The following is a 22,803-nucleotide window of genomic DNA, read 5'->3' on the forward strand; positions in this document are numbered from 1 at the left end:
ACCAGCGGGAGCGGACCGTCCTGGCGCAGCGGTCGAAGAAAATAGAACGGGATCCGGTATCCCGGTTCGGTCTCGATCGTCCACTCCTCTCGGATGTGGTCATCGAGCATCTCCTCGCCCAGTTTGCGGGGGGCCAGATCGCAGCGTCCAGCCTGCTCGATCCGGTCCAGCCCCAGGGCCGCCCGAAGGCGGGGACGAAACGCCCGCTGCCAGGACTCCACGTCCTGCGGCGTCCGGCCGCGAAAGGCAAACTCGCGGGCGACGCGCTCGGCCAATACGTGAACGTAGTTGTCGGAGTTGAATTCGCTGCTCATGAAGGTCTCCTCTCGGTTTCGAGTGCCGCGTGAGTCTCACTCTAGCGGGCCCGGCGTCCGAATCAACCCTGTAAAAATGGAACACGTCCGCTCCGGAGGAGGCAGCGGACGTGTGCCAAACCGAGTAGAATCGAATGGTCAGCCTGCTATCCGGTTCAAGCGAACCGTCGCCGGACCAGGGCGAGAGCGGCCAGCAGGATCAGGCCGCTGGCCGGTTCCGGAACAGGGTTGGGCGGATAGGAGTCCCAGCCGAAAGCCGGGCTCCAGCCGTCCCAGTCACCGTCGTGAACGATCCGGTCGGCGCATCCGATCACGGGCGCCGTCCAGCCGGTGGCGTCCGTGCGGGTCCAGTAGCTCCACCAGTCCTCGTTGACTTCATCCCAAATGTAGGTGCCGTCGTGGCCGTCATAGCCGATCTGCCTGACAAAACCGCCGGACTCGGTCAGGACCACCGAGGTGTCCGCCATGAGTGCGTACAGCAGGTCCAGGCCCGTCACCGGGCTCTCTTCATCATCGATGAAATAGACGCCAAAGGCGTATTCGTTGCCCATGCTGTTCGTGTCGTAATCGACAATCACGGCCGCCAGGGAATCCGACGCGGTAGCCGTTCCGATGTACGCGTATCCCGAGATGTCCAGGTCCTCCATGGTGTAGCCCGAGGCGCCAACGCCGAGAGCCGCCACCGCCAGTATGCACACAAGGCTTTGCACTTTGTCTACCATCTTCATTTCCTCCACGAGAGTTGGGTGTGTGTTCAATCCGCGATTTACTCTCTCTCATCCTTCCTGATTCCTGTTGCCGAATGCCTGATGTTTCAGATCGCCGGTTCACCTCCTGGTTCTGACCACAAAAAAAGCCCGACCTCGCGGAAGGTCGGGCTCTGTGCGCGTTGCGCAAAAGAAATCCCGCAAACTCAGACCGCGAAGTTTGCCACGGATATCGCATCGACTGCCCGGGAGGTCTTCTGGCTTGCGTTTCATCCTACCGGCCGCACCTTCCCATCCCGAGGTTTCGGGACAGTGGTATCTTTGCGGCTTTCGTCCACGCTCACAGCGGCGGGTCCGCGAGGGATTTGCACCCTGCTTCCCTGTCCGAGCTTCGCATTCGTCAAATTGTCAATGGTCATCAAGATAGCGGTTTGGCTGGGGGAGTCAAGGGGAATCTTCAAAAACCACGCAGCGGCAAATTCCGGTGATTTGCCCTCCGCTTGATCGCGCGGCATCATCGAGCTAGAATTGGCCGACAGACGCATCCTGGAGGATTGGCCATGGACACCGTTTTCCGGGCGTCGTTTTCGCTTCTGATCGTTTTGCTCGTGCCGATAGTCGGCTACGGCCAGAGCACGCAACCGGACCTCGTCAGCGCTCAACTGCTGGGCGATGTGGATGCCGTGGCGGCCGGTGCGGAGTTTCGTCTGGCGGTCTTGCTGAAGATCAAGCCCGGCTGGCACATCTACTGGAAGGACTCCGGCGACGCAGGTGTCCCCACCAGCGTGCGCGTGACGTTGCCGGAGGGTTTCCGCGCCGAGACTCCGCGCTGGCCGGTGCCCAAGACGTTCACCGAGGCCGGCGGCATCGTTTCATACGGCTACGAAAATGAGGCGCCGTTGGTCCTGACGGTTCACGCGCCACAGCGGCTGGTGGATGGCGCGACGCGACGTTTCTCGGCCGAGGTGACATGGCTGGCCTGCGCGGACCGCTGCGTGCCCGGGTCGGCGAAGGTGCACTTGGATCTGCCCGTTTCCGGCGAACCTCAGCCGGCGAACGCCGAACGCGTTGCGGCGTGGGAAAAGCATCTGCCGGTCCTTGCCGACGCCCCCAACTCACCGGCCAGGGCAATGGTGACCAGCACCCACAGGCAACCGGCGAATCAGAACGTGCAGATGTCGCTGAACTGGAACCGGCCGCTGCGGAAGGTGGAGTTCTACCCGCCGGTGCACCCAGCCCTCAAGATCGATCGCGACAGTGTCACCATCGAGACGAACAAGCGGGCAACGCGAATCCGGTTCGAAGCCGGTCTGATCGGCGACGCCAAGACCCTTAAGGAGACACTGGACGCACTGGTGGTCTGGACCGACCGGAAAGGCCTGCGGCACGGTCTGGAGATACCGGTGGACTTCGATCTGAAACGTTCACCGTAGGAGACAAAACCATGCTCAGACGCACACTGGCGATGGGAGTGATGCTCGCCGCCGTTCTGGCGATCGGCTGCGAACAGGAGAGGCAGCCGCCCGCCCCGGCGGACGAGCCGCCGCGGGAGGCAGCCGCTCCCGCCGTCGAGCATGCGACTGCGACGGCGGCCATCGGTGAACCGGCCCCGGACTTTGTGCTCGAGGACTGGAGCGGTCGGCGGATCGGCCTGACGGGCCATGCCGGCGACATCGTCGTCCTCGAATGGATCAACCCGGACTGCCCGTTCGTCCAGCGGCACTACAAGGAAGGGACGATGGCCCGACTGGCCGCCAAGTACGCGGATCGCGGCGTGGCGTGGCTGGCGATCAACAGCACCCACTACATGGGCCGCGGTGGCAACCAGCGTTGGGCCGAGCAGTACGAACTGCCCTACCCGATTCTGGAGGACCGCCGCGGAATGGTCGGCCGCCTCTACCAGGCGAAGACCACGCCGCATGTGTTCATCATCGATCGCGAGGGCGTCCTGGTCTACGCCGGAGCGATCGACAACGATCCGGCCGGAGTCAAGCCGCCCGACGAGCGGGTCAACTTCGTCGATCGCGCGTTGACCGAAATGGCCGCAGGCCAGCCGGTGACGATCCCCGAGAGCAAGCCCTACGGCTGTTCGGTCAAGTACACCGAATGAACCGGCTGTCTGCCTTCCGCATCGTCATGGATCGATCAGGCCCTGCTGGTCCAGAACATCGTATGCCCCAGTGGGCATGGCGGTCGACGCCGAGGAAGCGCGTCTGATCCTTTCCAGCAGTTCTGTCGACAGTGGCGCGTCTCGCACAATATGACCGCACCGCTCCATCTCTTCAAGCCAAGCAAGGGGCCTGACGCGGGCATGAGCGAAACTGACATACGAATCATGCCTCAGCCACGGGTGCTCGTGCCCGCGAACGGGGCACGACGCGTCGCCGCTGATGGCGTTGGTGGTGAAGTTGACCAACACTACGTTTTCCGGGTCAACGGCCGGGTCAGAAATGATCATGTGAAGGTGCGTGTCGATGTGATGGCTAGGATCACAGAAGGTATCCCCGGCCGAGAAACTCACGAAGTCTTCTCCGCCTCGGATTTCACCGGGAGTTCGAACAATCGCGCGATAGACCGCTCCTCCTCCGCTGCTTCCAGGATCTCCTTGAGCCGATCATTCTGTCCAATGGCTTCCAGGATGTCCGGCAGAGGAATGCGTCTTGAGGAATCACCCGGGTCGTTCTTTCGCCACTCCGGCAACTCGTGGGTCTTCTCGACGAGTTCCCACTCATCCATCGAGGCGAAATCCCTGCTCACACCGTGCAAGATGTCGATTTCCGCCCGCGACAGCGCAGCGTTGCCTGGATCGTGCACCAACTGGATTTCGTAGTTGACTTTCTGAATGTGCCTAAACAAATCCGCTGATCTGGCGTGTTTGTCGTTGATCATGTCAAGTGTTCGGCTCAGCACAGGGCCCCGCTTCATGGCCACCACGCGGTCGCCGGTGATCGGACGGCCCATCTGCGCCAACGACTTCCGGTCAGCGAGGTAAAGGAGCTTCAGAAGACGCATGTAGTTGTCGGTGCGGTTCTCCGACTGCCGCAACAGCACCGCAATTGCCTGCAGCGTTTTTTCAAAGTTGAACCGAAATGGATCGCTCATGGCGGCCTCCCAGCTTTTCTTTAATGTTACTCATCATTCGTCATGATGTCAAGTGCGTAGGCGGTCCCCTTCTCAGACCGCCTTGACGCTGGGAAGAGAGTCCCAGTTGGTGGTGAAGCGAGCGGACCGTCGGCCCGAGCGCAGCCGCCAGCGCTGACAGAGGCCGGCGGCGCCGTAGCGGACCGCGCCGGCTCCGAAACGTTCGTTGAGCCCGTCGAGGGTGCGCATCAGGTCGTTTGATCGCTGGTCGCCGCCACCCACGAACAGGTGCCGCTGGACCTGATCGGCCGGTGCCAGTTCGGTGAGCATGACTCCGGCCTTCTTGTACGACAGACCGTCACGGAACAAATCGACTACGCCGCGCAGAGTGTGGCGGAGCAGTTCACGCGTGTCGTCGGTGGCCACCTCAAGCCGCATCGTCGTCGAGCGGACGTAGTGCTTGTCGCGGAAGCGATCGGTCATGAGGAAGACGGTCAGGACGGAGGCGGCAAGCTTCTCGCGGCGGAGTTTCTCAGCCGCTCGCGAGGTGAACGCGGCGATCGCCTCCTGCATCTCATGCAGCGTCTGGACCGCCTGCCCGAACGAGCGAGAGACGGTAATCCCCTTCTTGGCGGGCGGCGCCAGTTCGAGCGGCAGGCACGGGATGGCCCGCAGTTCCCAGACCGTCCGCAAACCCACGATGCCCATCCGGCGGCGGATCCAACCGTCGTCGGCGTCGCGAAGCTGACGGGCGTTCCGGATGCCGGCCTCGTTGAGCATCCGGGCGTAGGCGGACCCGACGCCCCAGACGTCCTCGACCGCGACCCGCGAAAGGGCCTGGTCGCGATACGGCGAGGCGGCCAGGTTCAGCACGCCGTCGGCTTTGTCCGAGCGTTTCGCGATGCGGTTGGCGATCTTGGCCAGCGTCTTGGTCTCGGCGATGCCGACCGAGACGGGAATGCCGGTCCAGCGATGGACGGTCTGACGGATCCGCCGGCCATAGTCGTCAAGCTCAGTATGCCGCTCAATACCGGAGAGATCCAGGAACGCCTCGTCGATCGAATAGACTTCGATGTTCGGCGTGAAGCTCGCCAGCGTCTCCATCACCCGGGCCGACATATCACCGTAGAGGGCGTAGTTGGACGAGTGGACGGCCACGCCGTGGGCGGCAAGGAACTCACGCACCTTGAACATCGGCGCCCCCATCTCGACGCCCAGCGCCTTGGCCTCGTTGGAGCGGGCGATGATGCAGCCGTCGTTATTGGAAAGCACCACCACCGGACAACCGTCAAGCTTCGGATCGAAGACCCGTTCGCACGAAACGTAGAAGTTGTTGCAGTCAACCAGCGCGACGAGTGATGCCATGACTCGCTCCCCTCAGACCTTGTGAATAACCGCGGTAACCACTCCCCAAATCTCGAAATCCGCCTCCTCGGCCACCTCGATGGCCGGGTAGACCGGATTGGCCGGCTGAAGGACCACCCGCCCCGCCGTCAGACGCAGGCGCTTGACGGTAAACTCGCCGTCCAGCACGGCCACCACCACGTGGCCCGAGCGGCTTCGAACCGCCCGATCGACCACCAGGATGTCCCCGTCGTGGATGCCCGCTTCGATCATGGAGTCCCCTGCCACCCGGACGAAGAACGTGGCCGACGGATGCCGGACCAGGTACGCGTTCAGGTCGAGCTTGCCCTCGATGTAGTCGTCGGCGGGCGATGGGAAACCCGCCTGCGTACACCCGCCGAATAGGGTGATCTGGTAACTCGTCTTTCCGCAGGTCCGATAAATGCATCGAACGGACCTCCGGTTCTCGCCTCCAACCTCGTCTTGCAGCCCATTCACGTGTTCGATCCCCTGTTCTGTCAACGACTTAGGCCGACCGCCGACAACCGGCAACCATACCTAACGTGCGTTAGTATACTGATGACCAATCGAGGTGTCAAGCATTACAGTAACATTCATAAATTACATTGCGTTGCCCATATGGACGTGGTAACATCCGATGGACGCTTTGGAAGGATCGACGCTATGAAGGATTTCCGGATTCGCCAGGGAGTGGTGGCCTGCATCCTGTTGGGGCTGCTGGCGGGCTGTGAAGGGACGACTGACCCGATCAGTATCTACAACACCGGCCTGGAGCAGTATGAGGTCGGCGAGTACGACCGGGCCATCGGAATGTTCAAATGGTCCCTCGAAGAGGGCGGACGCGAGTTCAAGCCGGCGCTGCTGGCCTTGGCCAAGACGCACCTGGCCCTGGCTCGGCGGTCGTTCCAGCAGCGGGAGTTTCTCGCGGCCTACAAAGACCTCGAGACGGCTCTGAACTGGGCGAATCAGGCCATCAACGCCGATCCGGGCAATCCGGAGACGTTCCGGGTGAAGGTGGCGATCCTCAAGATGCGCGGCGAGGTGGAAGGCGTCCTCGTGACCGCCCGGCGCGCCGCCGAACTGGTCGGCCCTTCGCCGAGCACGGTGATCATGCTCGCCCGGACCTACCGCGAACAGGGCGACTACGACAACGCGGTCATCACCCTCAAGCAGGGCCTGAGCGTCAGCCCGGACAATGTGGAACTGAACGTCGAACTGGCGCGGCTTTACGATACGATCGGCCGCGGCAGTCTGGCCCTGGAGCACTATGAGCGGGCCTACCGGCTGGCCCCGGACTATCCGGGCTTGGAGCAGCGGATCAACCGGCTGCGCACCGGCACAGACGGACGCTGATCCCGTAGGTGAAGATTCGGAATCATTCTCTGCTTTTTTCCAGCCGGGGCCGAATTTTGCACTGGACGGAATTGGCGGCGTTTGTTATATTCCAAACTGGAGAGAGAAAGAATGGAGTGAGTGGAGGGAGAGAATCTCACTGATGGTTCACCAATCCACGCACAGTTCTTGGTGCTCTTCTTTTCGGGTTGTCTGATTTGGTTATTCAGGCAGTTTAGAAAAACCGGGCAACTCCCGGTCAGGTGGAAAGTTTGGGCCGGTTTCCTTGACGGGAAGGTAGAGAGACACAAATTCTTAGAATTCGTGCCCCTCACCCGAACAGGCACGTGGTTAGGACTTTGGGACACAAAGAAACCGGCCCTTCTTTTGCATTGTACGGATTGCGTCCATCTAACGCAATACCCCCCGCTCCGTCCGCAAGCCGTCCGCAGTTCCCCCCATCTTCCGAAAGGATGTTCCCATGAGAGCGAAAGTTACGTTTGCATCGGCCCGGCCGCGGGAGCTTCGCGGCGAGGCGACTCTGCCCGCCCTGTTGGACCGGATGCTGGGCCGGTGGGATTTCGATAAACGCTTCAAGGGCAAGCGGGTCGCGATCAAGATGCACCTGGGCGGCGGGTACGGCTATTCGACGATCCACCCGCTGCTGGTCGGCCGGGTGGTCCGGGCGGTGCGCGAGGCCGGCGGTTCGCCGTTTGTCACCGACGTGGCCGGGGCGGTCGCCGGGGCCAAATGCCGCGGGTATACCGAGGAGGTGCTCGGAGCGCCGATCGAATCGGTGGCCGGAACGGCGGACAAGTACATCCGGCCGGCAAAGGTTGACTACCGCAGCCTCGATACGGTGAACCTGGCGGGCAACGTGGTGGACGCCGACGCGCTGATCGTTCTGTCGCACGGCAAGGGGCACGGGCAGAGCGGGTTCGGCGGCGCGATCAAGAACATCGCGATGGGCTGTGTGGATAGCCCGACGCGAAGCAGGATCCATCGCCTGATGAGCGCAGCGTTCGAATGGGACGAATCCAAATGCAAGGGCTGTCTGCTCTGCAAGGACAACTGCCCCAACGACGCGATCAGCTACGAGGACGGCAAGCTGTCGATCTCCGATCACGCCTGCAAGTACTGCATGCACTGCCAGTTGGCGTGTCCGACCGGCGCGATCGCCATCGACCAGCAGGGCTATCGGTGGTTTCAGCACGGAATGGCCCTGACCGTCCGCGAGACGCTCAGGCACTTCGAGCCGGCAGCGGTGTTCTACATCACCGCCCTGCTGTCGATCACGCCGTTTTGCGACTGCTGGGGATTCACCACGCCGTCGATCGTGCCGGACGTCGGGATCGTGGCGGGCGACGATATCGTGGCCGTTGAGACCGCATCATGCGACCTGATCCGGGCGGAGGACTTCATCGAAGGCTCGCTGCCGTCGCCGCTACGGCGCAGCGGCTCGGGCCATCTGCTCCAGCAGATCCACGGCAAAGACCCCTACATCCAGATCGAAGAGTGCGAAAAGCTCGATCTGGGCAATCGGGAGTATCAGTTGGCGGAAGTCGAGTAGCCAGCTCCACCAACTCACTACCGCCCTGTGAACATCCACCCGATCATGGTCTTCTTTCGTTCGACAAACGCTGACATCGGCTGATCTGCAGTCGCCCTGCAGATTGGCCGAAAGCACAGAAAGGCCGTCACCTGTCACACTTCCCGCTGGCGTCCGTCTCGTCTGTCGTATACCTCGCCCTTGAGTTCCTCCATGACCTGGAAAACGACCGGGCAGGTGGAGGTGCGTTCGATCATCGCGATCATTCGGAAGCTGAAATCTGGTTCGTAAAGGTAGGGATATCCGCGGCAGTCGGCTGGGCGGTCGGAATAGACGCTGCAGCGGGCGCATTGGGTACAGTCGATCTTCTTCCAGACCCGATCAGTGATTTCAACAACAAGTTGATCGAGTTCCTCCTCGGACATGACGTCCTGCTCTTTGAGATAGGCCCGGAAACGCCAGTTACTCTTCTCGTGGGCCATCGCTCGTGCCTCCAGATCGTCGTCAGATGGTCTCATACTTCTCTCCGTGTCGAAGGTCAAGCCAGCTTCACCCCATAGGACGGCAAATTGCCCTTTCAAGCCTGAAAGCAGTACTGTGGCGTATTCCCAATTGCTTGTTCCGTCATTGCATAGCCGCCGTCCTTTCCGCAATCGCCGCATGAAACCCCGTTGCAGCGGTAGCATACCGCGGGCGACGCGAGCCGTCATCCACGTACTTTCGCCAAACGCCGATCAGATCGGGACGGCTGGGACTCGAACCCGCCGCCAGAACAGGACGATCAGCAGGCCGATGATCGTACAGGACAGGAAATCGCCCAGGAACCAGAGCGGAGGCAGCTTCGTGGCCAGACCCACCAGCAGGCAGGACACACCCACGAAGATCGCAGCGAAGCCGGAAAATGGCACCAGCACGCCATAGGCCATCGCGTTCAATGCGGTCATGGGCAGAAACAGGCCGATCACCGCGAGCAGGCAGCCAATTCCGGCGATCCACAGACATACCTTGAGCGCGCGCATCGGAGACTCCTTCGTGAACGGGTCCTTCCGATTTCCCCACGCGATCCATTGGACCACGGAACGGCTTGAAACGCAAGCCGCAAGACACGCCCGCCCGGCGGCCGCTGCGCAGACCAAAGGCGGGCCGCCAAGGACCCGCCTTTGATCGTGACTATATCGATCGGGCCTCGGGCCGCACGATCGGATCGTGCGGATTTCCCCGGCCCGCGGTGAAGCGGTCGGACCCGCCGCTGACGGCTCAGCCCGCCTAGTCGAGCTTCATGGACATGAGGAACTCGGCGTTGGACTTCATCTTGCCCAACCGGCTGACCAGCAGTTCCATCGCCTCGACCGGGTTCATGTCGGACAGGACGCGGCGCAGGCGGTAGACCAGTTCCAGTTCCTTGGGGTCCAGCAGGAGTTCTTCCTTGCGGGTGCCGCTGGCCGGAATGTTGATGGCCGGCCAGGTTCGCCGCTCGACCAGCCGCCGGTCCAGGTGCAGCTCCATGTTGCCGGTGCCCTTGAACTCTTCAAAAATCACTTCGTCCATCTTGGACCCGGTGTCGATCAGGGCCGTCGCGACGATGGTCAGCGACCCGCCCTCCTCGATGTTCCGGGCGGCCCCGAAGAACTTCTTGGGCTTCTGCAGGGCGTTGGCGTCGACGCCGCCGGTCAGAATCTTGCCGGAGTGCGGGATTTCGGTGTTGTAGGCCCGGGCCAAACGGGTGATCGAGTCGAGCAGGATGACCACGTCCTTGCCGTATTCGACAAGCCGCCTGGCCTTCTCGATGACCATCTCGGCCACCTGGACGTGCCGGCTGGCCGGCTCGTCGAAGGTCGAACTGATGACCTCGGCCTTGGTCGCCCGCTCCATCTCCGTGACCTCTTCCGGCCGCTCGTCGATCAGCAGGATGATCAGGTAGACGTCCGGGTGGTTGGTGCTGATCGCGTTGGCGATCTTCTGGAGCAGCACCGTCTTGCCGGTCCGCGGCGGCGCGACGATCAGGCCGCGCTGCCCGGTGCCCAGCGGAGTGACCAGGTCCATCACCCGCATGCTGACCTCTTCGCCCTTGGTCTCGAGAATGTAGCGGCGATCCGGGTGCAGCGGTGTAAGATCCTCGAAGTTGACCTTCTCGGTCAGAACTTCGGGATCCTCGTAGTTGACCGCTTCGACCCGCAGCAGGGCGAAATAGCGCTCCGATTCCTTGGGCGGACGGATCTGCCCGGCCACGGTGCAGCCGGTGCGAAGGCCGAAACGGCGGATCTGGCTGGGCGAGACGTAGATGTCGTCGGGACCGGCCAGGTAGTTGTAGTCCGGGCTGCGGAGAAAACCGAAGCCGTCCGGCAGGATCTCCAGGACGCCCTCGCCGTACATCAGGCCGTTCTTCTGGATGCGCTCCTTGAGGATCTTGAAGATCAGCTCCTGCTTCTTGAGCCCCGTGTAATCCTCCAACCCCTCATCGCGGGCCAGCTTGTGCAGCTCGGCCACGGTCATCTTCTGGAGGTCCGAGAGGTGCAGTTCGTCCTTCTTGGCCTGCTCGTAGCGCTCTTCCGTTTCCTCGTCCATCACCACGATATCTTCTTGGTTTTCGGCGACCGCCACGGGAGCGTCCTGCTCCTGGGCCCCATCGGCCTTGCCGTTCTTTCTTCTTCGATTGTTCGCATTCTTTGCCATAACTCAGAGAACCTCCAGTACTCGCTTATCGCTCCTAGAAATGTGAGTGAAATGTCTGGTGAACGGTCTCCTCGCCCCCTTCTATTCGGGTTGAGCCTCACGAATATCAGGCGAGCCGGCAATCTTCAGAGGAGACTATACGGGAAAAGGCTTTTCCCACCTGTTGCCGACATACGTCGGCTGAGGAATTATTATATACTATATCATCGGCAAGGGCCCGTTTCAAGTGTACAGGAAAAAAGAATTTTTCCCGCCGTCTCAGTTCTTCCGGGTCCCATCGCCGGGCTGCCCCTACCCGTTTCAAGCGCACATCCAGATCAGCCTCCACAAGTATAACGTAATCGCAGAGACTTTTCAAGCCCTTCTCGAGCAGAAGCGGCGTTTCCAGGATAATGGCCCGCACGGCCGGATCGGCTTGGTATTGGGCCGTCAGAGCCTCCCGGCGGCGGTGCAGGATAGGGTAAATGTAGCCTTCCAGACGGTCCTTCTGCCGCGGATCGTTGAACACCAGGTCGGCCACCGCCCGGCGGTCGACCGTGCCGTCCGGCCGGATGTACTGAGGGCCGAACGCCTCGCGGACAAACCGAACCCCCTCCCCCTCCGAAAGCACCGCCCGCGCCAGATCGTCGGCGTTGATGACCGCGCAGCCGAGCTCACGGAACATCGCAGCGACCGTCGTCTTCCCGGCGCCGATCTGGCCGGTCAAGCCAATCACGGGTTTTGAGCCTTCAGGACGGGTCATATCGGGGTTTTCGGAAAAACCGTCAGAACATGGGCCAGAGCCGCAGCAACTCGAGGCGATAGCCGGTCGGGTCCGAGACGAATATCCGCTGGGTCGCCAGTGAGCAGCCGGAATGCCACCGCGGCCGATAGCCGCCTTCGTCGAGGGTCCGGAAGAGCCGCTGAAGGTCGTCCACCTCAAAGGCGGCCCGCCACCGGTTGCGGTTGACCGCAACACAAGGAGCAAATTCTAGCCGCAGTTCACGGCGGTGCAAGCGAAAAAGTAGTAAATCGGCCCGGCACTCGTCATAGACCAGAGGCAGGCCCAACAGGTCACGGTAGAACCGGACGTTCCGCCGCCGAAGCGACGGATGGGTCGTCAGCCGGATGGCATCGAGGGCATGGATATGCAGGACCATGGCTTTGCGTACCTTCCGGAATCTGCCCGAGCGACTGGACTTATGAATAATCGTAGCCGGCCGCGACGGTATCTTCAAGGTCAAAAGGGCCGGTTGACGCCCTGCCGGGCCGCGGGTAAAATCGCGGCCGGTGCGGGAGAAGGACCGGGCCTCGGAGCAGCATAGTTTCACCTTTATAGGGAGCATGGCATGGCAGGTTTCACCCCAAGTCCGCGGATTGCGTTGGTTGTGCTTATTCTGAGTGCAACTGTCACGGCCCAGACGGCCCAACCACCGTCCGATACGGGCCTGGCCGAACTGGCAAGCCGGCTGCCCGAGGGGGTTCTGGGGTTCGTAGCCACCAGCGGCGGCGACCGGCTCAAGCCGGCCTTCGAGCAGAGCCACGTCGGCCAGCTTTGGAGCGAGCCGTCGGTCCAGACGTTCTACCGGCAGATCAAGGATGCGGTATGGGCGAAGATCCAGACAGACCCGCAAGTCCCGCAGGAGGATAGGCAGAAGATCGAGGAGTTTCTGGAGTTGGCGAAGACGGTGCTGATGCGGCCGGCCGTTATCGGGGTCGCCGTACATCCCGGACCGATTGTGGACCCGAAGAAGGCAATCTACCCGTTCCTTGTCATCGATGCCGGGCCACGTCGGGCGGACCTGGAGGTCCCGATCGGCAAGTTGACCGACAAAATGGCCCGCGATCAACTGACGAGACAACGCCAGATCGGACAGATCACGCTCAACGAGGTCGGAACGACGGACCAAGCCGTCGTCAACTGGGGCTGGGTGGGCGACCGGTTCGTCCTGACCATCAACGATCCGCAAGGCGCGGTGGTCCAGAAGCTGGCGGAGGAAGTGTCTGCCGACTCGCCGTTCGCCGACGCGATTCGCCAGGAACCGGGCGACGAGAAGGTGTTCGCGATCTTCGCGGACTTTCAGCGGATCGGAGCCACGGTCGCTCAGGCCGTCGCAGCCGAGGACCCCAACGCCGCTGTCGAGTTTGTCCCAAAGGCCCGGCAAATGCTCGGAACTCTCGGGCTGGTTCGGACGGGTACCATGAACATCCTCAGCGGATTCGACGGCCAGCGGCTGGTCACGAGCCTGTTGCTCGAGACGCCGGAGCCGCGGACCGGTCTGCTCGCGGCCTTCAGGCAGATCGATCCGGCCAGGCTCGACGTGGTTCCGCCGGACGCCACCAGCGCGTCGATCGATGACCTGGACCTGGGCAAGCTCTACGATACGATCATGAAAACCGTCATGGCGGCTGATGAGCAGGCCCTCCATCAGCTCATGGCCCAGATCGCAGGGGCGCAGGAGCAGTTGGGATTCCGCATCCGCCAAGGACTCGTCGAGTCGATTTCGGGCCCCTTCGTCTACTTCGACGTTCCGCCCATGCAGATGGTTGAGGCGCCGGCCGGCGGCGCCGTGGTCATCGCGGGCCTCAAGGATACCGAGGTCTTCCAGCAGGCCATCCAAAAGCTGACCGGCCTGATCATGCAGCAGGCCCAGGGCTACGCCCAGGCCACGACCCAGCCGGCGGGTGAGCGGGTCATGAACGTGATCGTCATCCCGCAACTCGCCCTGCTGCAGCTCTCGCCCACCTGGACGATCGTGGACAACCAGCTTGTGGTGGCGACCAATCCGTCGCTGTGCACGCTGGCCATTCGCAGGCTGACGGCGGAGAACCCCGAGTCGGTCCGGACCACCGAGGCGTACAAGCAGGTGATGGTCGACCTGCCCGAAGGGTTGATTGCGCTGCGGTTCATCAACACGCAGAGGCAGTGGAGCCAGGCGCTGACCATGCTCCAGCAGTTCTGGCCGATGATGGCCATGGGAGCCCAGCAGCAGGCCCAGATCACGCTGCCAATGATGCTGCCGCCGGCCCAGGACATCCTCAAGCACATGGCGCCCAGCCTGGACTACTCGTGGCTCGACGCCCAAGGGCTGCGTTCGCGGACGATCGGGGCATTCGGCGGCGGATCGAGCCCGCTGAGCCTGGTTGCCGTCGCCGGCGTAGGCACCGCGGTGGCACTGCCCGCCCTTTCGCGAGCCCGGGAAACGGCCAGACGGTCGGTCTCGATGAGCAATCTCAGGCAGATAGGTATCGCCATGATGATGTACGCCAACGACTTCGAAGATCAGCTTCCGCCTGATCTGGAGGCACTGGTCGCTAATCGCTACGTCACAAAGGAGGTATTCAGCTCGCCTTTGAAGCCCGAGGCCTTCGATGGTCCCAGCTACGTCTACACCGGGCCGAGGAAGCTGTCGGAGGTGCCCGACGTGACCCACGAAATCCTGGCCCACGAGAATCCGGCGTACCTGTCCGAAGGCACCAACGTGCTGTTTGCGGATAGTCACGTGGAATGGATGAAGCCCGACGAGTTTCGTCAACGGCTGCAAGCCACGTACGAACGGCTCGGCAAGCCTATGCCGGAGATCCAGTTCGGCCAGACCGGCCGCAAGAGCGGGTTTGACCTCGGCGAATTCCTTGAAGACCTCAACCTGCCGTTTGGTTCAAAGTCCCGCAGCCGGTCGAGTGCCGTGGATAGAATGATCCCTTTCAAGTGCACGGCCTGCGGAGCGGTCGTGATGAAGAACCTGGACGAGTTGCAGCAGATGCACGAGACCGAAAAGATGGCTCCGATGATGAGCTCGATGAAGCTCGTCTGTCCCAAATGCGATAACAAGGAACTGACGCAGGCTGTCCTGTGCCTCAAGTGCGACGAGGTGTTCATCTTTGAGATGGACCCGATGGCCGGGGCGGATTTCGACGACCGCTGTCCCAAGTGCGGCGTGAGCTACGCCGAAGCCTGGCAGGAGAAGTACGGCAAGGGGAAATGAGGTTCGCATACAGACACGCTGCGTGTCATCCCGCCTCTTCGGATGACACGCAGCGGCTCAAAACGCGGTCATGTCTTCGCCGTCGGACTATCGGGCGGCCCAGAGGCTGCCGCGCTTCTGGATCTCGGTGACCTCGGGAATCTCGAAATCCTTGAGCACGTGGCCGACCGAGAAGTAGAACACCCGGCCCTTCCCCCACATCCGCTTCCAGATCACCGGCATGACGCAGCCGTTCACCCACGGGGCCGCAGTGGTCTGGAAGGTCGTGGTGGCCAGGACCTCGTTGGACGGGTCCACGTGCATGTAGTACTGCTCCGAGGTGACCTTGAAATCCTTGATGCCCTTGGTGATCGGGTCGTCGTGGTCGGTGATGTTGACGGTGTATTCCTTGATGCCGTCCGGATGATCGACGAACTGGCCGCCGACCATAAACTCATACCCGCAGTTGCCGCGGAACGCATCGCCCATGCCGCCGTGCCAGCCGGCGATGCCGACGCCCGCCTTGACCGCATCGAGCAGACCGCTGGTCTGTTCCGGCGTCATCTGGCCGCAGGTCCAGACCGGGCTGACCAGGCTCAACGAGTTCATCTTCTTCACGTCGGCGAACGAGTCGAGGGTGTCCGAAACTTCGACTTCAAAGCCCTCCTTGCGCAGGACGCCGGCCATGTGCTCAGCCGTCTGCTGCGGCTCGTGCCCGTCCCATCCGCCGTAAACAATCAACGCCTTCTTCATGATTTCACCTCATGCTCTTGAGTTTCTGTTTCGCGATAGAAAGACAGTAGAGCCCGCCGGCCTACTTGTCAAGCTTGCCGGGCTCCAGTCCGGCCGGCAGGGCTGCGGGCTTTTCGCATCTGGCCGTCACCTCCACGTACTGCGAGCGGCGCGACGACTCGTCGAACGCGTGCATCACGTCGAGCACGTGGTGGCCCAGTTCGCCGCAGGCCCGGTGCTTGCGGCCGTAAAGGATCGCATAGGCCATGTCGGCCACGCCGGTCCCCCGGCCGATCTGGTCCGAGTGCGTGAGCGGAACTTCCTCCCACTTGCCGTCCGGGCCGTTCCGCAGGACCGGTCCGCCGAAGCAGTTCGGATCGGGCACCCGCAGCGTGCCCTCCGAGCCGTAGACCTCGATGTTCGGCAGGTTGTGGGCGCAGACGTCGAAGCTCATCACGACGGTGCCGATCGGGCCTTCGACGAAGTCAGCCACACCGGTGATGTGGGTGGGCGTTTCAACCTTGATCTTCGTCCCGGCCAGCGGCTTGCTGGTGATCAGACGTTCGGCGAATGAAATCCGCGTGGCCCCGGCGACGCGGCGGATTGGGCCCAGCAGGTTGACCAGGGCGGTCAGGTAGTACGGCCCCATGTCGAACATCGGGCCGCCGCCGGCCTTGTAGTAGAACTCGGGACTCGGATGCCACGACTCGTGGCCGCGACACATCATAAAGGCGGTCGCCGCCACCGGCTGGCCGATCGCCCCTTCGTCGATCAGCTTACGGCAGGTCTGGATGCCGCCGCCCAGAAACGTGTCCGGGGCGCAGCCGACCAGCAGCCCCTTGGCCTTGGCCGCGTCGAGCACCTCGCGCCCCTGTTCCCGCGTCACCGCGAAGGGCTTTTCGCAGTAGGTGTGCTTGCCGGCCTTGATCGCCGCCAGATTCACCGGGGCGTGGGCGGCTGGGACGGTCAGGTTCAGCACGATGTCCACGTTCGGGTCGGCCAGCAGTTCTTCGACGCTGCACGCCCTCGGAATCTCGAACTCCTTCGCCCGCGCCTTGGCCCGCTCGACGTCCAGATCGGCACAGGCGACCAGTTCGATCACGTCGTACTGCCGGCAGTGGCGGACGTAGTTGGGACAGATGTTCCCGCACCCGACCATGCCGACGCCCAGTTTGGATTTCATTGCCGCACCTCGCGATTTGGTTTCATTTCGACCGATTGGGCCAATCTTCTACCCGAACCGGCTGGCGGTGTCAACGGGTTCCGCGCAAAAGCGATCGGGCCTAATCCAGCCGCTTGCTGAAGCGGGTCAGGCTGATGCCCAGGATCACCGCGCAGCAGACGGTCAGGCCGATGATGTGCGGCACCAGGTCGATCAGGTCCGCCTCGCGAAGGACGATCCCTCGCAGGATTTCAATGTAGTACGTCACGGGCAGAATAAAGCTGATCAGGTAGATCGGCAGTGGCATCTCGGCCCGCGGGAACACGAACCCCGAAAGCAGCACCGACGGCAGCATGACGACAAACGCCATCTGCATCGACTGGAGCTGCGTCTTGGCGATGGTCGAGACCAGCAGTCCAAGCCCCAGCGACGTCACGATGAACAAAATCGAAAGACCCAGCAGCAGCGTCAGACTGCCGTGAATCGGCACGCCGAACAGCGCGACCATCAGAAACAGCACGATCATCAACTCCCCCACCGCCAGAAACGCGTACGGGATCAGCTTGCCGAACAGCAGTCCGGCCCGGCCCACCGGCGTGACGAACAGTTGCTCCAGCGTCCCGTGCTCGCGTTCGCGAACGATCGAAAAACTCGTCAGGAACAGCAGCACCACCTGCAGGATGATCGCGATCAACCCGGGCACAAAAAAGTGCGAGCTTTCCAGGTTTGGATTAAACAGCAGCCGCGGCCGGACGTCGATGGGCAAGGCCACCTGCCCGGTTTCGGTCCGGGCCGGACCCAGTTCCACCGACTCGGCCAACCCCTTGGCCCGCGCGATCGATAGCTGCGTGCCCAGCAGGCCCACCGCGTTCAAAGCCGTCGTGGCCACCTGCGAGTCGCTGCCGTCGATCAGCACCTGGACCTGGGCCTGCTCGCGGCGGAGCAGCTTGTCCGAGTAGTCCGGCGGGATCAGCACCCCCACCCTGGCCCAACCGGCGCTCAGGGCCCGGCGAAACGAGTCCATGTCCTCCACCCGCTCGATCACCTCGAAGGTGCCGGTGGCCACAAGGGCGTCGAGAAACTCGCGGCTGTCCTGGCGCTGGTCCAGATTCAGCACCACCACCGGAATGTTCTCGATCGTCACGTCGATCGCGTAGCCGAAGATCGTGAGCTGAAACGCGGGCACCAGGAACGCGAAGACCAGCGTCCCGCGGTCCCGACGAATGTGCGAGAACTCCTTGATCAGAATCGCCCAAAAGCCCTTCACGCGGTCTTCTCCAACTGCTGAAAGCGGCTGAGCAGGACGAACACGTCTTCCAGATTCGCAGCGATCGGGCGGATCGACGCCTGCGGCTCGTTTGGCGCCACCCGCCCCATGAACGCCTCAGGGTCCACGGACTCGTCCAGCAGGACGTGAACGGCATGGCCGAAGAACGTCGCGTCGCGAACGCCATCCTCGCCGCGGGCGCGAGCCAGCACGGCGGTCGGCTGGTCGGTCTCGATCTCGTAGCGCCGGGTGCCGGGCGGATTGACCTGCGGGAGCGACTTGAGGTCGTCCGGCCGGCCGAACGCGATCAGACGCGACAGGTAGAGATACCCGACGTGCGTGCAGCGCTCGGCTTCGTCCATGTAGTGCGTGCTGACCAGCATGGTCACGCCGCGGTTCGACAGGTCGAACAGCAGGTCCCACAGGTCGCGCCGGGCCACCGGATCGATGCCGGCGGTCGGTTCGTCGAGAAAGAGGGCCTTCGGTTCGTGAATCAGGGCGCAGGCCAGGGCCAGCCGCTGCTTCCACCCGCCCGACAGCGTGCCGGCCAGGCGGTCAACGTACTCGCCGATCCCCACCAGTTCGATCACCGCTTCCCGCCGCTCGCGGAGGCGCGCGGGGCCAAGGCCGTAGATCCGGCCGTAGAAGTCGAGATTCTCCATCACGCTCAGGTCCGCGTACAGGCTGAATCGCTGCGACATGTAACCGATCCGCTGTTTGATCTGCTCGGGATTCCGACGAATATCAAAGCCGAGGACCGAACCGGTCCCCTCGGTCGGCCGCAACACGCCGCAGAGCATCCGGATCAGCGTCGATTTGCCCGACCCGTTCGGACCCAGCAGGCCGAAAATGCTCCCCTGCGGAATCGCAAAGCTGACCTCCCGCACCGCCACCACCGGACCGAACCGGCGGCTCAGATTCTCGGCACAGATGACGCACTCACTCATCGGGCGGGCCCTCGAACCACACGTCCGCCGCCATGCCCACCCGCAGCCGGTCATAACCGTCGTCGAGCGTCACCTTCACCCGGAACACCTGCTTGCTTCGCTCCTCGGGCGTCTGAATGTTGCGCGGCGTGAACTCGCCCTCGCGCGCCACAAACGTCACCCGTCCAGCAAACGTCTCTTCCGGAAAGCTGTCCACCCTCACGCCGACCGCCTGCCCGAGGCCGACCTGCCCCAGCCGAACCTCCGGCACGTACGTCCGAACCCACATCCGCGAAGTGTCCAGCAGCGAGACCGACGGGGCGTTGGGCGAGACCAGGTCGCCCGGACGAAGGTCGATCGCTTCGATCACGCAGTCACACGGGGCGACCACCGTCAATTCCCCAAGCCGCTCGCGAATGGCGGCAACCTCGGCCTGCGCCGCTTCGGCCTGGGCGGCGCCCTGGGCGATCTCCTCCCGCCGATAGCCTTCGGTCAGCAGCTTGAGGGCCTGTTCGGCTTCGGCGAGTTGGGCTCGGGCCTCCGCGATCTCCTCCTCGCGAAACCCCTCCTCCAGGAGAGCCAATTCCTGCTCGGCCGCCGCCACCTGGGCCCGCGCGGCGTCCCGCTGACGCACCGCCTGGTCGAATTCGCTCTTGGCCACCGCGTCCTGTTCCCGCAAACCCGCCAACCGCTGGTACTCGCTCTCGGCGTACTCCAGGTCCGCTCTGGCCGCGTTGAGCCGCTCGCGGGCGATCTGGATCTCCCGGGGCCGGGGCCCGGCCTCCAGCTTCTTGAGCACCGCCGCCGCCCGGTCCCGACGAGCCCGGGCCTGCTCGATCTCCTCCGGTCGGAACCCGTCGCTGAGTTTCTGATGCTCCGCCCGACGCGCCGCCAGGTTCGCCTCCGCCGCCTTGAGCTGTTCGAGCAGATCAAACGGATCAAGCCGGAACAGCGGCGACCTCGCCGCCATGCGGTCACCCTCCTCCACAAGCACCTCGGCCACCCGTCCACCGACCCGCGACCCGACGCGAATCTGGTCGGCCTCGACAAAACCTGAGACCACGAACGGCGACGGCAGGCTCGCCTGCCAGTACAGCCACACGCCTATCGCCAGAAAGATGAGCACCACCACAATCAGAATCCGACGCATCGCCATACCCCTACTCGATACCCAGCCTTCACCGCATCATTCTACGGCGGCGCGCGGCACGGCCAAAGGCTTTTCGCTCAAACGGATGTCGGACAGACGTTTTGTGTGAGGCAATTCCATCCCACCGTTGGCGCGGACGGGCATTGGTGGCTATAATGGCGTCGAGCAACCGGATGAGTTGACGACCGCACAAGGGAGGTCAAACGATGGGATTTCCAACGCATCGCCTTCGCCGGCTCCGACGCACCGAGGCCCTCCGCTGGATGGTCCAGGAAACCTGCGTCCGCCTGGAGAACCTGGTGATGCCGCTGTTCGTCCGGCCGGGCGAGAACCTCTCACGCCCCATCGCGCCCATGCCGGGCCAGATGCAGTTCTCGATCGACCTGCTCGTCGAGCAGTGCCAGGAACTCGAGGCGCTGGGCATTCCGGGCATCCTGCTCTTCGGAATTCCCGAGGAAAAGGACTCGACCGGCGCCTCAGCCTCGGACAAAAACGGCATCGTCCAGCGGGCGGTGCGGGCGATCAAGGACAAGTGCCAGCGGCTGCTGGTCATCACCGACGTGTGCCTCTGCGAGTACACCGATCACGGCCATTGCGGACTGCTCCGCGAGGTCCGCGGCCAGATGGAAGTGGACAACGACCGGACCCTCAAGCGGCTGGCCGAAATCGCGGTCTCGCACGCCGACGCCGGCGCCGACCTGGTCGCTCCGTCCGACATGATGGACGGACGGGTCGCCGCGATCCGTAACGCCCTGGACAAACACGACTTCGAATACGTGCCGATCATGAGCTACGCCGCCAAGTTCGCCTCGTCGTTCTACGGGCCCTTTCGCGAGGCAGCGGAGTCGCCGCCCGCCTTCGGTGACCGCAAGAGCTACCAGCAGAGCTGCCGCAACGCCGACGAGGCCATGCGCGAAATCGCCCTCGACGTCGAGGAAGGGGCCGACATCGTCATGATCAAACCGGCCCTCGCCTACCTCGACATCGTCTACCGGGCCAGCCAGCGATTCGACCTGCCCATCGCCTGCTATAGCGTCTCGGGCGAATACGCCATGCTCAAAGCCGCCGCCCAGAACGGCTGGCTCAACGAGCCGGGCACGGTCATGGAGGCCCTCATCGGCATGAAACGGGCGGGCGCGCGGATCATCATCACCTACTTCGCCAAGGACGTGGCCGAGTGGATCCGGGCCGAGCGAATCGGCGTCGCCCCGGACGGCCTGCCGCCCGGCAAAGCCCCGGAAACGGAGTAAACCCGTCCACCCGACCCGCCTGCGGGAAGGGCTTGTATTCGCCCCGGATTTCGGTATCCTGTCATGGGCCATCCGCCGCCCTCAGGCCGGATGGTGCGTCCGAAGCACGGTCTTGTGCAAAAGCGACAAACAGAAAGGGCCTCGCGTATGTTCGAAAAGCTCGAAATGGCGCCGCCGGATCCGATCCTCGGTCTGACCGAAGCCTTCAACAAGGATCCGAACCCCGACAAGATCAACCTGGGAGTCGGCGTCTATCAGGACGCGACGGGCAAAACGCCGGTATTCTCAGCCGTGGCCAGAGCCGAGAAGGTCATGGCGGACAAGGGCGAATCGAAAAAATACCTGCCGATCACCGGACATCCGGGCTATAACGCCGCCGTCGCCGAAATGGTCTTCGGGGCCGGCAGTGAGATCCTCCGGGCCAAACGGGTCGCGGTCTGCCAGAGCCTCGGCGGGACCGGCGGCCTGCGAATCGGCGCCGACTTCGCCAAAAAGGTCGCGCCCGACGCCAAGGTCTGGGTCTCGGACCCCACCTGGACCAACCACCTGGGCATCTTCGGGGCGGCCGGTTTCGAAATCGGCGCCTACCCTTACTACGACCCCAAGACCAAGGCCGTCGACTTCGAGAAGATGATCGAAGCCCTCAAGGCGATCCCGCGAGGCCATATCGTCCTGCTGCACGCCTGCTGCCATAACCCCAGCGGTGCCGACCCAACCCCCCAGCAGTGGAAAACAATCGCGAAGGTGACCGCCGAACGCGGCCTGCTGCCCTTCCTGGACTTCGCCTATCAGGGCTTCGGTGACGGCTTGGAGAAGGACGCGGTCGGCGTCCGCGCCATGGCCGAAACCGGACAGGAAATGCTGATCGTCGCCTCATTCTCCAAGAACTTCGGCCTCTACAACGAGCGGGTTGGCGCGCTGCTGGTAGTCTGCAAGTCGGCGGCCGACGCCGAGAAAGCGATTAGCCACGTCAAGATCGTCGTTCGTCAGAACTGGTCGAACCCGCCCAGCCACGGGGCCTCAATCGTGGCCGCCATCCTCTCCGACGCCGGCCTCCGGGCCGAGTGGGAGCAGGAGCTCAAGGCCACCTGCGGCCGTATCCACGAGATGCGCCGGCTCTTCGTCGAAACGCTCAAGAGCAAGGGCGTGCAACGCGACTTCTCGTTCATCATCGACCAGAAGGGCATGTTCTCGTTCTCGGGCCTCAGCAAGGAGCAGGTCCAGACCCTGCGCGACAAGTACGCGATCTACATCGTCGGCTCGGGCCGGATCAACGTGGCCGGCATCACGCCGGGCAACGTCGATCGCCTCTGCGACGCCGTCGCCGACGTGCTGAAATGACGGCGTGAGG

At 63.1% G+C, this 22,803-nt stretch carries 23 protein-coding genes and 1 riboswitch; of the genes, 7 read left to right on the plus strand and 16 right to left on the minus strand.

Going from position 1 to position 22,803, the window contains the following annotated elements:
* Positions 1 to 314: hypothetical protein (locus GXY33_18530; GenBank protein ID NLX07137.1), on the minus strand; the 314-nt coding region annotated here is incomplete at its 3' end.
* Between the two features lie 155 nt (positions 315 to 469).
* Complete coding sequence (locus GXY33_18535; GenBank protein NLX07138.1) at positions 470 to 1,036, minus strand: hypothetical protein; 567 nt, start codon at positions 1,034 to 1,036, stop codon at positions 470 to 472.
* A gap of 235 nt (positions 1,037 to 1,271) precedes the next feature.
* Positions 1,272 to 1,405, minus strand: a riboswitch (cobalamin riboswitch).
* Positions 1,406 to 1,581: 176 nt separating this feature from the next.
* On the opposite strand from GXY33_18535, the gene GXY33_18540 reads away from it, so the two are divergent.
* Entirely contained in the window at positions 1,582 to 2,454 is an 873-nt protein-coding gene (locus GXY33_18540; protein ID NLX07139.1) for a hypothetical protein, read from the plus strand.
* 41 nt (positions 2,455 to 2,495) lie between these two features.
* Positions 2,496 to 3,131, plus strand: coding sequence for a redoxin domain-containing protein (locus tag GXY33_18545; protein NLX07140.1), 636 nt, complete (start codon positions 2,496 to 2,498; stop codon positions 3,129 to 3,131).
* Positions 3,132 to 3,155: 24 nt separating this feature from the next.
* Here the strand turns inward: GXY33_18545 and GXY33_18550 are convergent, their stop codons facing one another.
* The 4 genes from GXY33_18550 to umuD all read right to left on the minus strand — a co-directional run bounded on the left by GXY33_18550 (position 3,156) and on the right by umuD (position 5,998).
* Positions 3,156 to 3,542, minus strand: a complete 387-nt coding sequence (locus tag GXY33_18550; protein NLX07141.1) for a hypothetical protein — start codon at positions 3,540 to 3,542, stop codon at positions 3,156 to 3,158.
* Positions 3,539 to 4,123 (minus strand): SocA family protein, encoded by a 585-nt coding sequence (locus tag GXY33_18555; GenBank protein NLX07142.1) that lies wholly within the window; start codon positions 4,121 to 4,123, stop codon positions 3,539 to 3,541. Before GXY33_18555 ends, GXY33_18550 begins: the two co-directional genes overlap by 4 nt.
* Before the next feature lie 72 nt (positions 4,124 to 4,195).
* Positions 4,196 to 5,467 carry a Y-family DNA polymerase gene (locus tag GXY33_18560; GenBank protein ID NLX07143.1) on the minus strand — a complete coding sequence of 424 codons (1,272 nt, stop codon included), beginning with the start codon at positions 5,465 to 5,467 and terminating at the stop codon, positions 4,196 to 4,198.
* A gap of 12 nt (positions 5,468 to 5,479) precedes the next feature.
* Entirely contained in the window at positions 5,480 to 5,998 is a 519-nt protein-coding gene (umuD, locus tag GXY33_18565; protein ID NLX07144.1) for a translesion error-prone DNA polymerase V autoproteolytic subunit, read from the minus strand.
* Between the two features lie 132 nt (positions 5,999 to 6,130).
* Here umuD and GXY33_18570 point away from each other — a divergent pair, with 132 nt between their 5' ends.
* Positions 6,131 to 6,820 carry a tetratricopeptide repeat protein gene (locus GXY33_18570; GenBank protein ID NLX07145.1) on the plus strand — a complete coding sequence of 230 codons (690 nt, stop codon included), beginning with the start codon at positions 6,131 to 6,133 and terminating at the stop codon, positions 6,818 to 6,820.
* 460 nt (positions 6,821 to 7,280) lie between these two features.
* Entirely contained in the window at positions 7,281 to 8,369 is a 1,089-nt protein-coding gene (locus GXY33_18575; GenBank protein ID NLX07146.1) for a DUF362 domain-containing protein, read from the plus strand.
* Positions 8,370 to 8,503: 134 nt separating this feature from the next.
* On the opposite strand, the gene GXY33_18580 is transcribed toward GXY33_18575, so the two are convergent.
* The 5 genes from GXY33_18580 to GXY33_18600 form a co-directional block, all read right to left on the minus strand.
* Complete coding sequence (locus tag GXY33_18580; protein ID NLX07147.1) at positions 8,504 to 8,866, minus strand: hypothetical protein; 363 nt, start codon at positions 8,864 to 8,866, stop codon at positions 8,504 to 8,506.
* A gap of 216 nt (positions 8,867 to 9,082) precedes the next feature.
* Positions 9,083 to 9,367 carry a hypothetical protein gene (locus GXY33_18585; GenBank protein NLX07148.1) on the minus strand — a complete coding sequence of 95 codons (285 nt, stop codon included), beginning with the start codon at positions 9,365 to 9,367 and terminating at the stop codon, positions 9,083 to 9,085.
* A 247-nt stretch (positions 9,368 to 9,614) separates the two neighbouring features.
* On the minus strand, positions 9,615 to 11,021 hold the full coding sequence (gene rho / locus GXY33_18590; protein NLX07149.1) for a transcription termination factor Rho: 1,407 nt from the start codon (positions 11,019 to 11,021) through the stop codon (positions 9,615 to 9,617).
* Between the two features lie 106 nt (positions 11,022 to 11,127).
* The gene (locus GXY33_18595) at positions 11,128 to 11,736 is read right to left on the minus strand and encodes a dephospho-CoA kinase (protein ID NLX07150.1); all 609 of its coding nucleotides are present in this window, start codon (positions 11,734 to 11,736) and stop codon (positions 11,128 to 11,130) included.
* A gap of 49 nt (positions 11,737 to 11,785) precedes the next feature.
* On the minus strand, positions 11,786 to 12,160 hold the full coding sequence (locus tag GXY33_18600) for a VOC family protein (protein NLX07151.1): 375 nt from the start codon (positions 12,158 to 12,160) through the stop codon (positions 11,786 to 11,788).
* A 189-nt stretch (positions 12,161 to 12,349) separates the two neighbouring features.
* Between GXY33_18600 and GXY33_18605 the strand changes: the two genes are divergently transcribed.
* Positions 12,350 to 14,986 (plus strand): DUF1559 domain-containing protein, encoded by a 2,637-nt coding sequence (locus tag GXY33_18605; GenBank protein ID NLX07152.1) that lies wholly within the window; start codon positions 12,350 to 12,352, stop codon positions 14,984 to 14,986.
* A gap of 87 nt (positions 14,987 to 15,073) precedes the next feature.
* Here the strand turns inward: GXY33_18605 and GXY33_18610 are convergent, their stop codons facing one another.
* From GXY33_18610 to GXY33_18630, 5 genes are all read right to left on the minus strand, one after another.
* Positions 15,074 to 15,718, minus strand: coding sequence for a ThuA domain-containing protein (locus GXY33_18610; protein NLX07153.1), 645 nt, complete (start codon positions 15,716 to 15,718; stop codon positions 15,074 to 15,076).
* Between the two features lie 61 nt (positions 15,719 to 15,779).
* Complete coding sequence (locus tag GXY33_18615) at positions 15,780 to 16,880, minus strand: Gfo/Idh/MocA family oxidoreductase (GenBank protein ID NLX07154.1); 1,101 nt, start codon at positions 16,878 to 16,880, stop codon at positions 15,780 to 15,782.
* A 100-nt stretch (positions 16,881 to 16,980) separates the two neighbouring features.
* A complete protein-coding gene (locus GXY33_18620) occupies positions 16,981 to 18,126 on the minus strand; it encodes an ABC transporter permease (protein ID NLX07155.1) in 1,146 nt (381 codons plus the stop codon).
* Complete coding sequence (locus tag GXY33_18625) at positions 18,123 to 19,073, minus strand: ABC transporter ATP-binding protein (protein ID NLX07156.1); 951 nt, start codon at positions 19,071 to 19,073, stop codon at positions 18,123 to 18,125. Before GXY33_18625 ends, GXY33_18620 begins: the two co-directional genes overlap by 4 nt.
* Positions 19,066 to 20,202 (minus strand): HlyD family efflux transporter periplasmic adaptor subunit, encoded by a 1,137-nt coding sequence (locus GXY33_18630; GenBank protein ID NLX07157.1) that lies wholly within the window; start codon positions 20,200 to 20,202, stop codon positions 19,066 to 19,068. Before GXY33_18630 ends, GXY33_18625 begins: the two co-directional genes overlap by 8 nt.
* A gap of 206 nt (positions 20,203 to 20,408) precedes the next feature.
* Between GXY33_18630 and hemB the strand changes: the two genes are divergently transcribed.
* Both hemB and GXY33_18640 read left to right on the plus strand, forming a co-directional pair.
* Positions 20,409 to 21,452: a porphobilinogen synthase gene (gene hemB / locus GXY33_18635; protein ID NLX07158.1), complete on the plus strand. Its 1,044-nt coding sequence runs from the start codon at positions 20,409 to 20,411 to the stop codon at positions 21,450 to 21,452.
* Between the two features lie 147 nt (positions 21,453 to 21,599).
* A complete protein-coding gene (locus GXY33_18640; GenBank protein ID NLX07159.1) occupies positions 21,600 to 22,793 on the plus strand; it encodes an aspartate/tyrosine/aromatic aminotransferase in 1,194 nt (397 codons plus the stop codon).
* Positions 22,794 to 22,803 lie beyond the last annotated feature (10 nt).

It is taken from the genome of Phycisphaerae bacterium (assembly GCA_012729815.1).
Taxonomy (GTDB): Bacteria; Planctomycetota; Phycisphaerae; order JAAYCJ01; family JAAYCJ01; genus JAAYCJ01.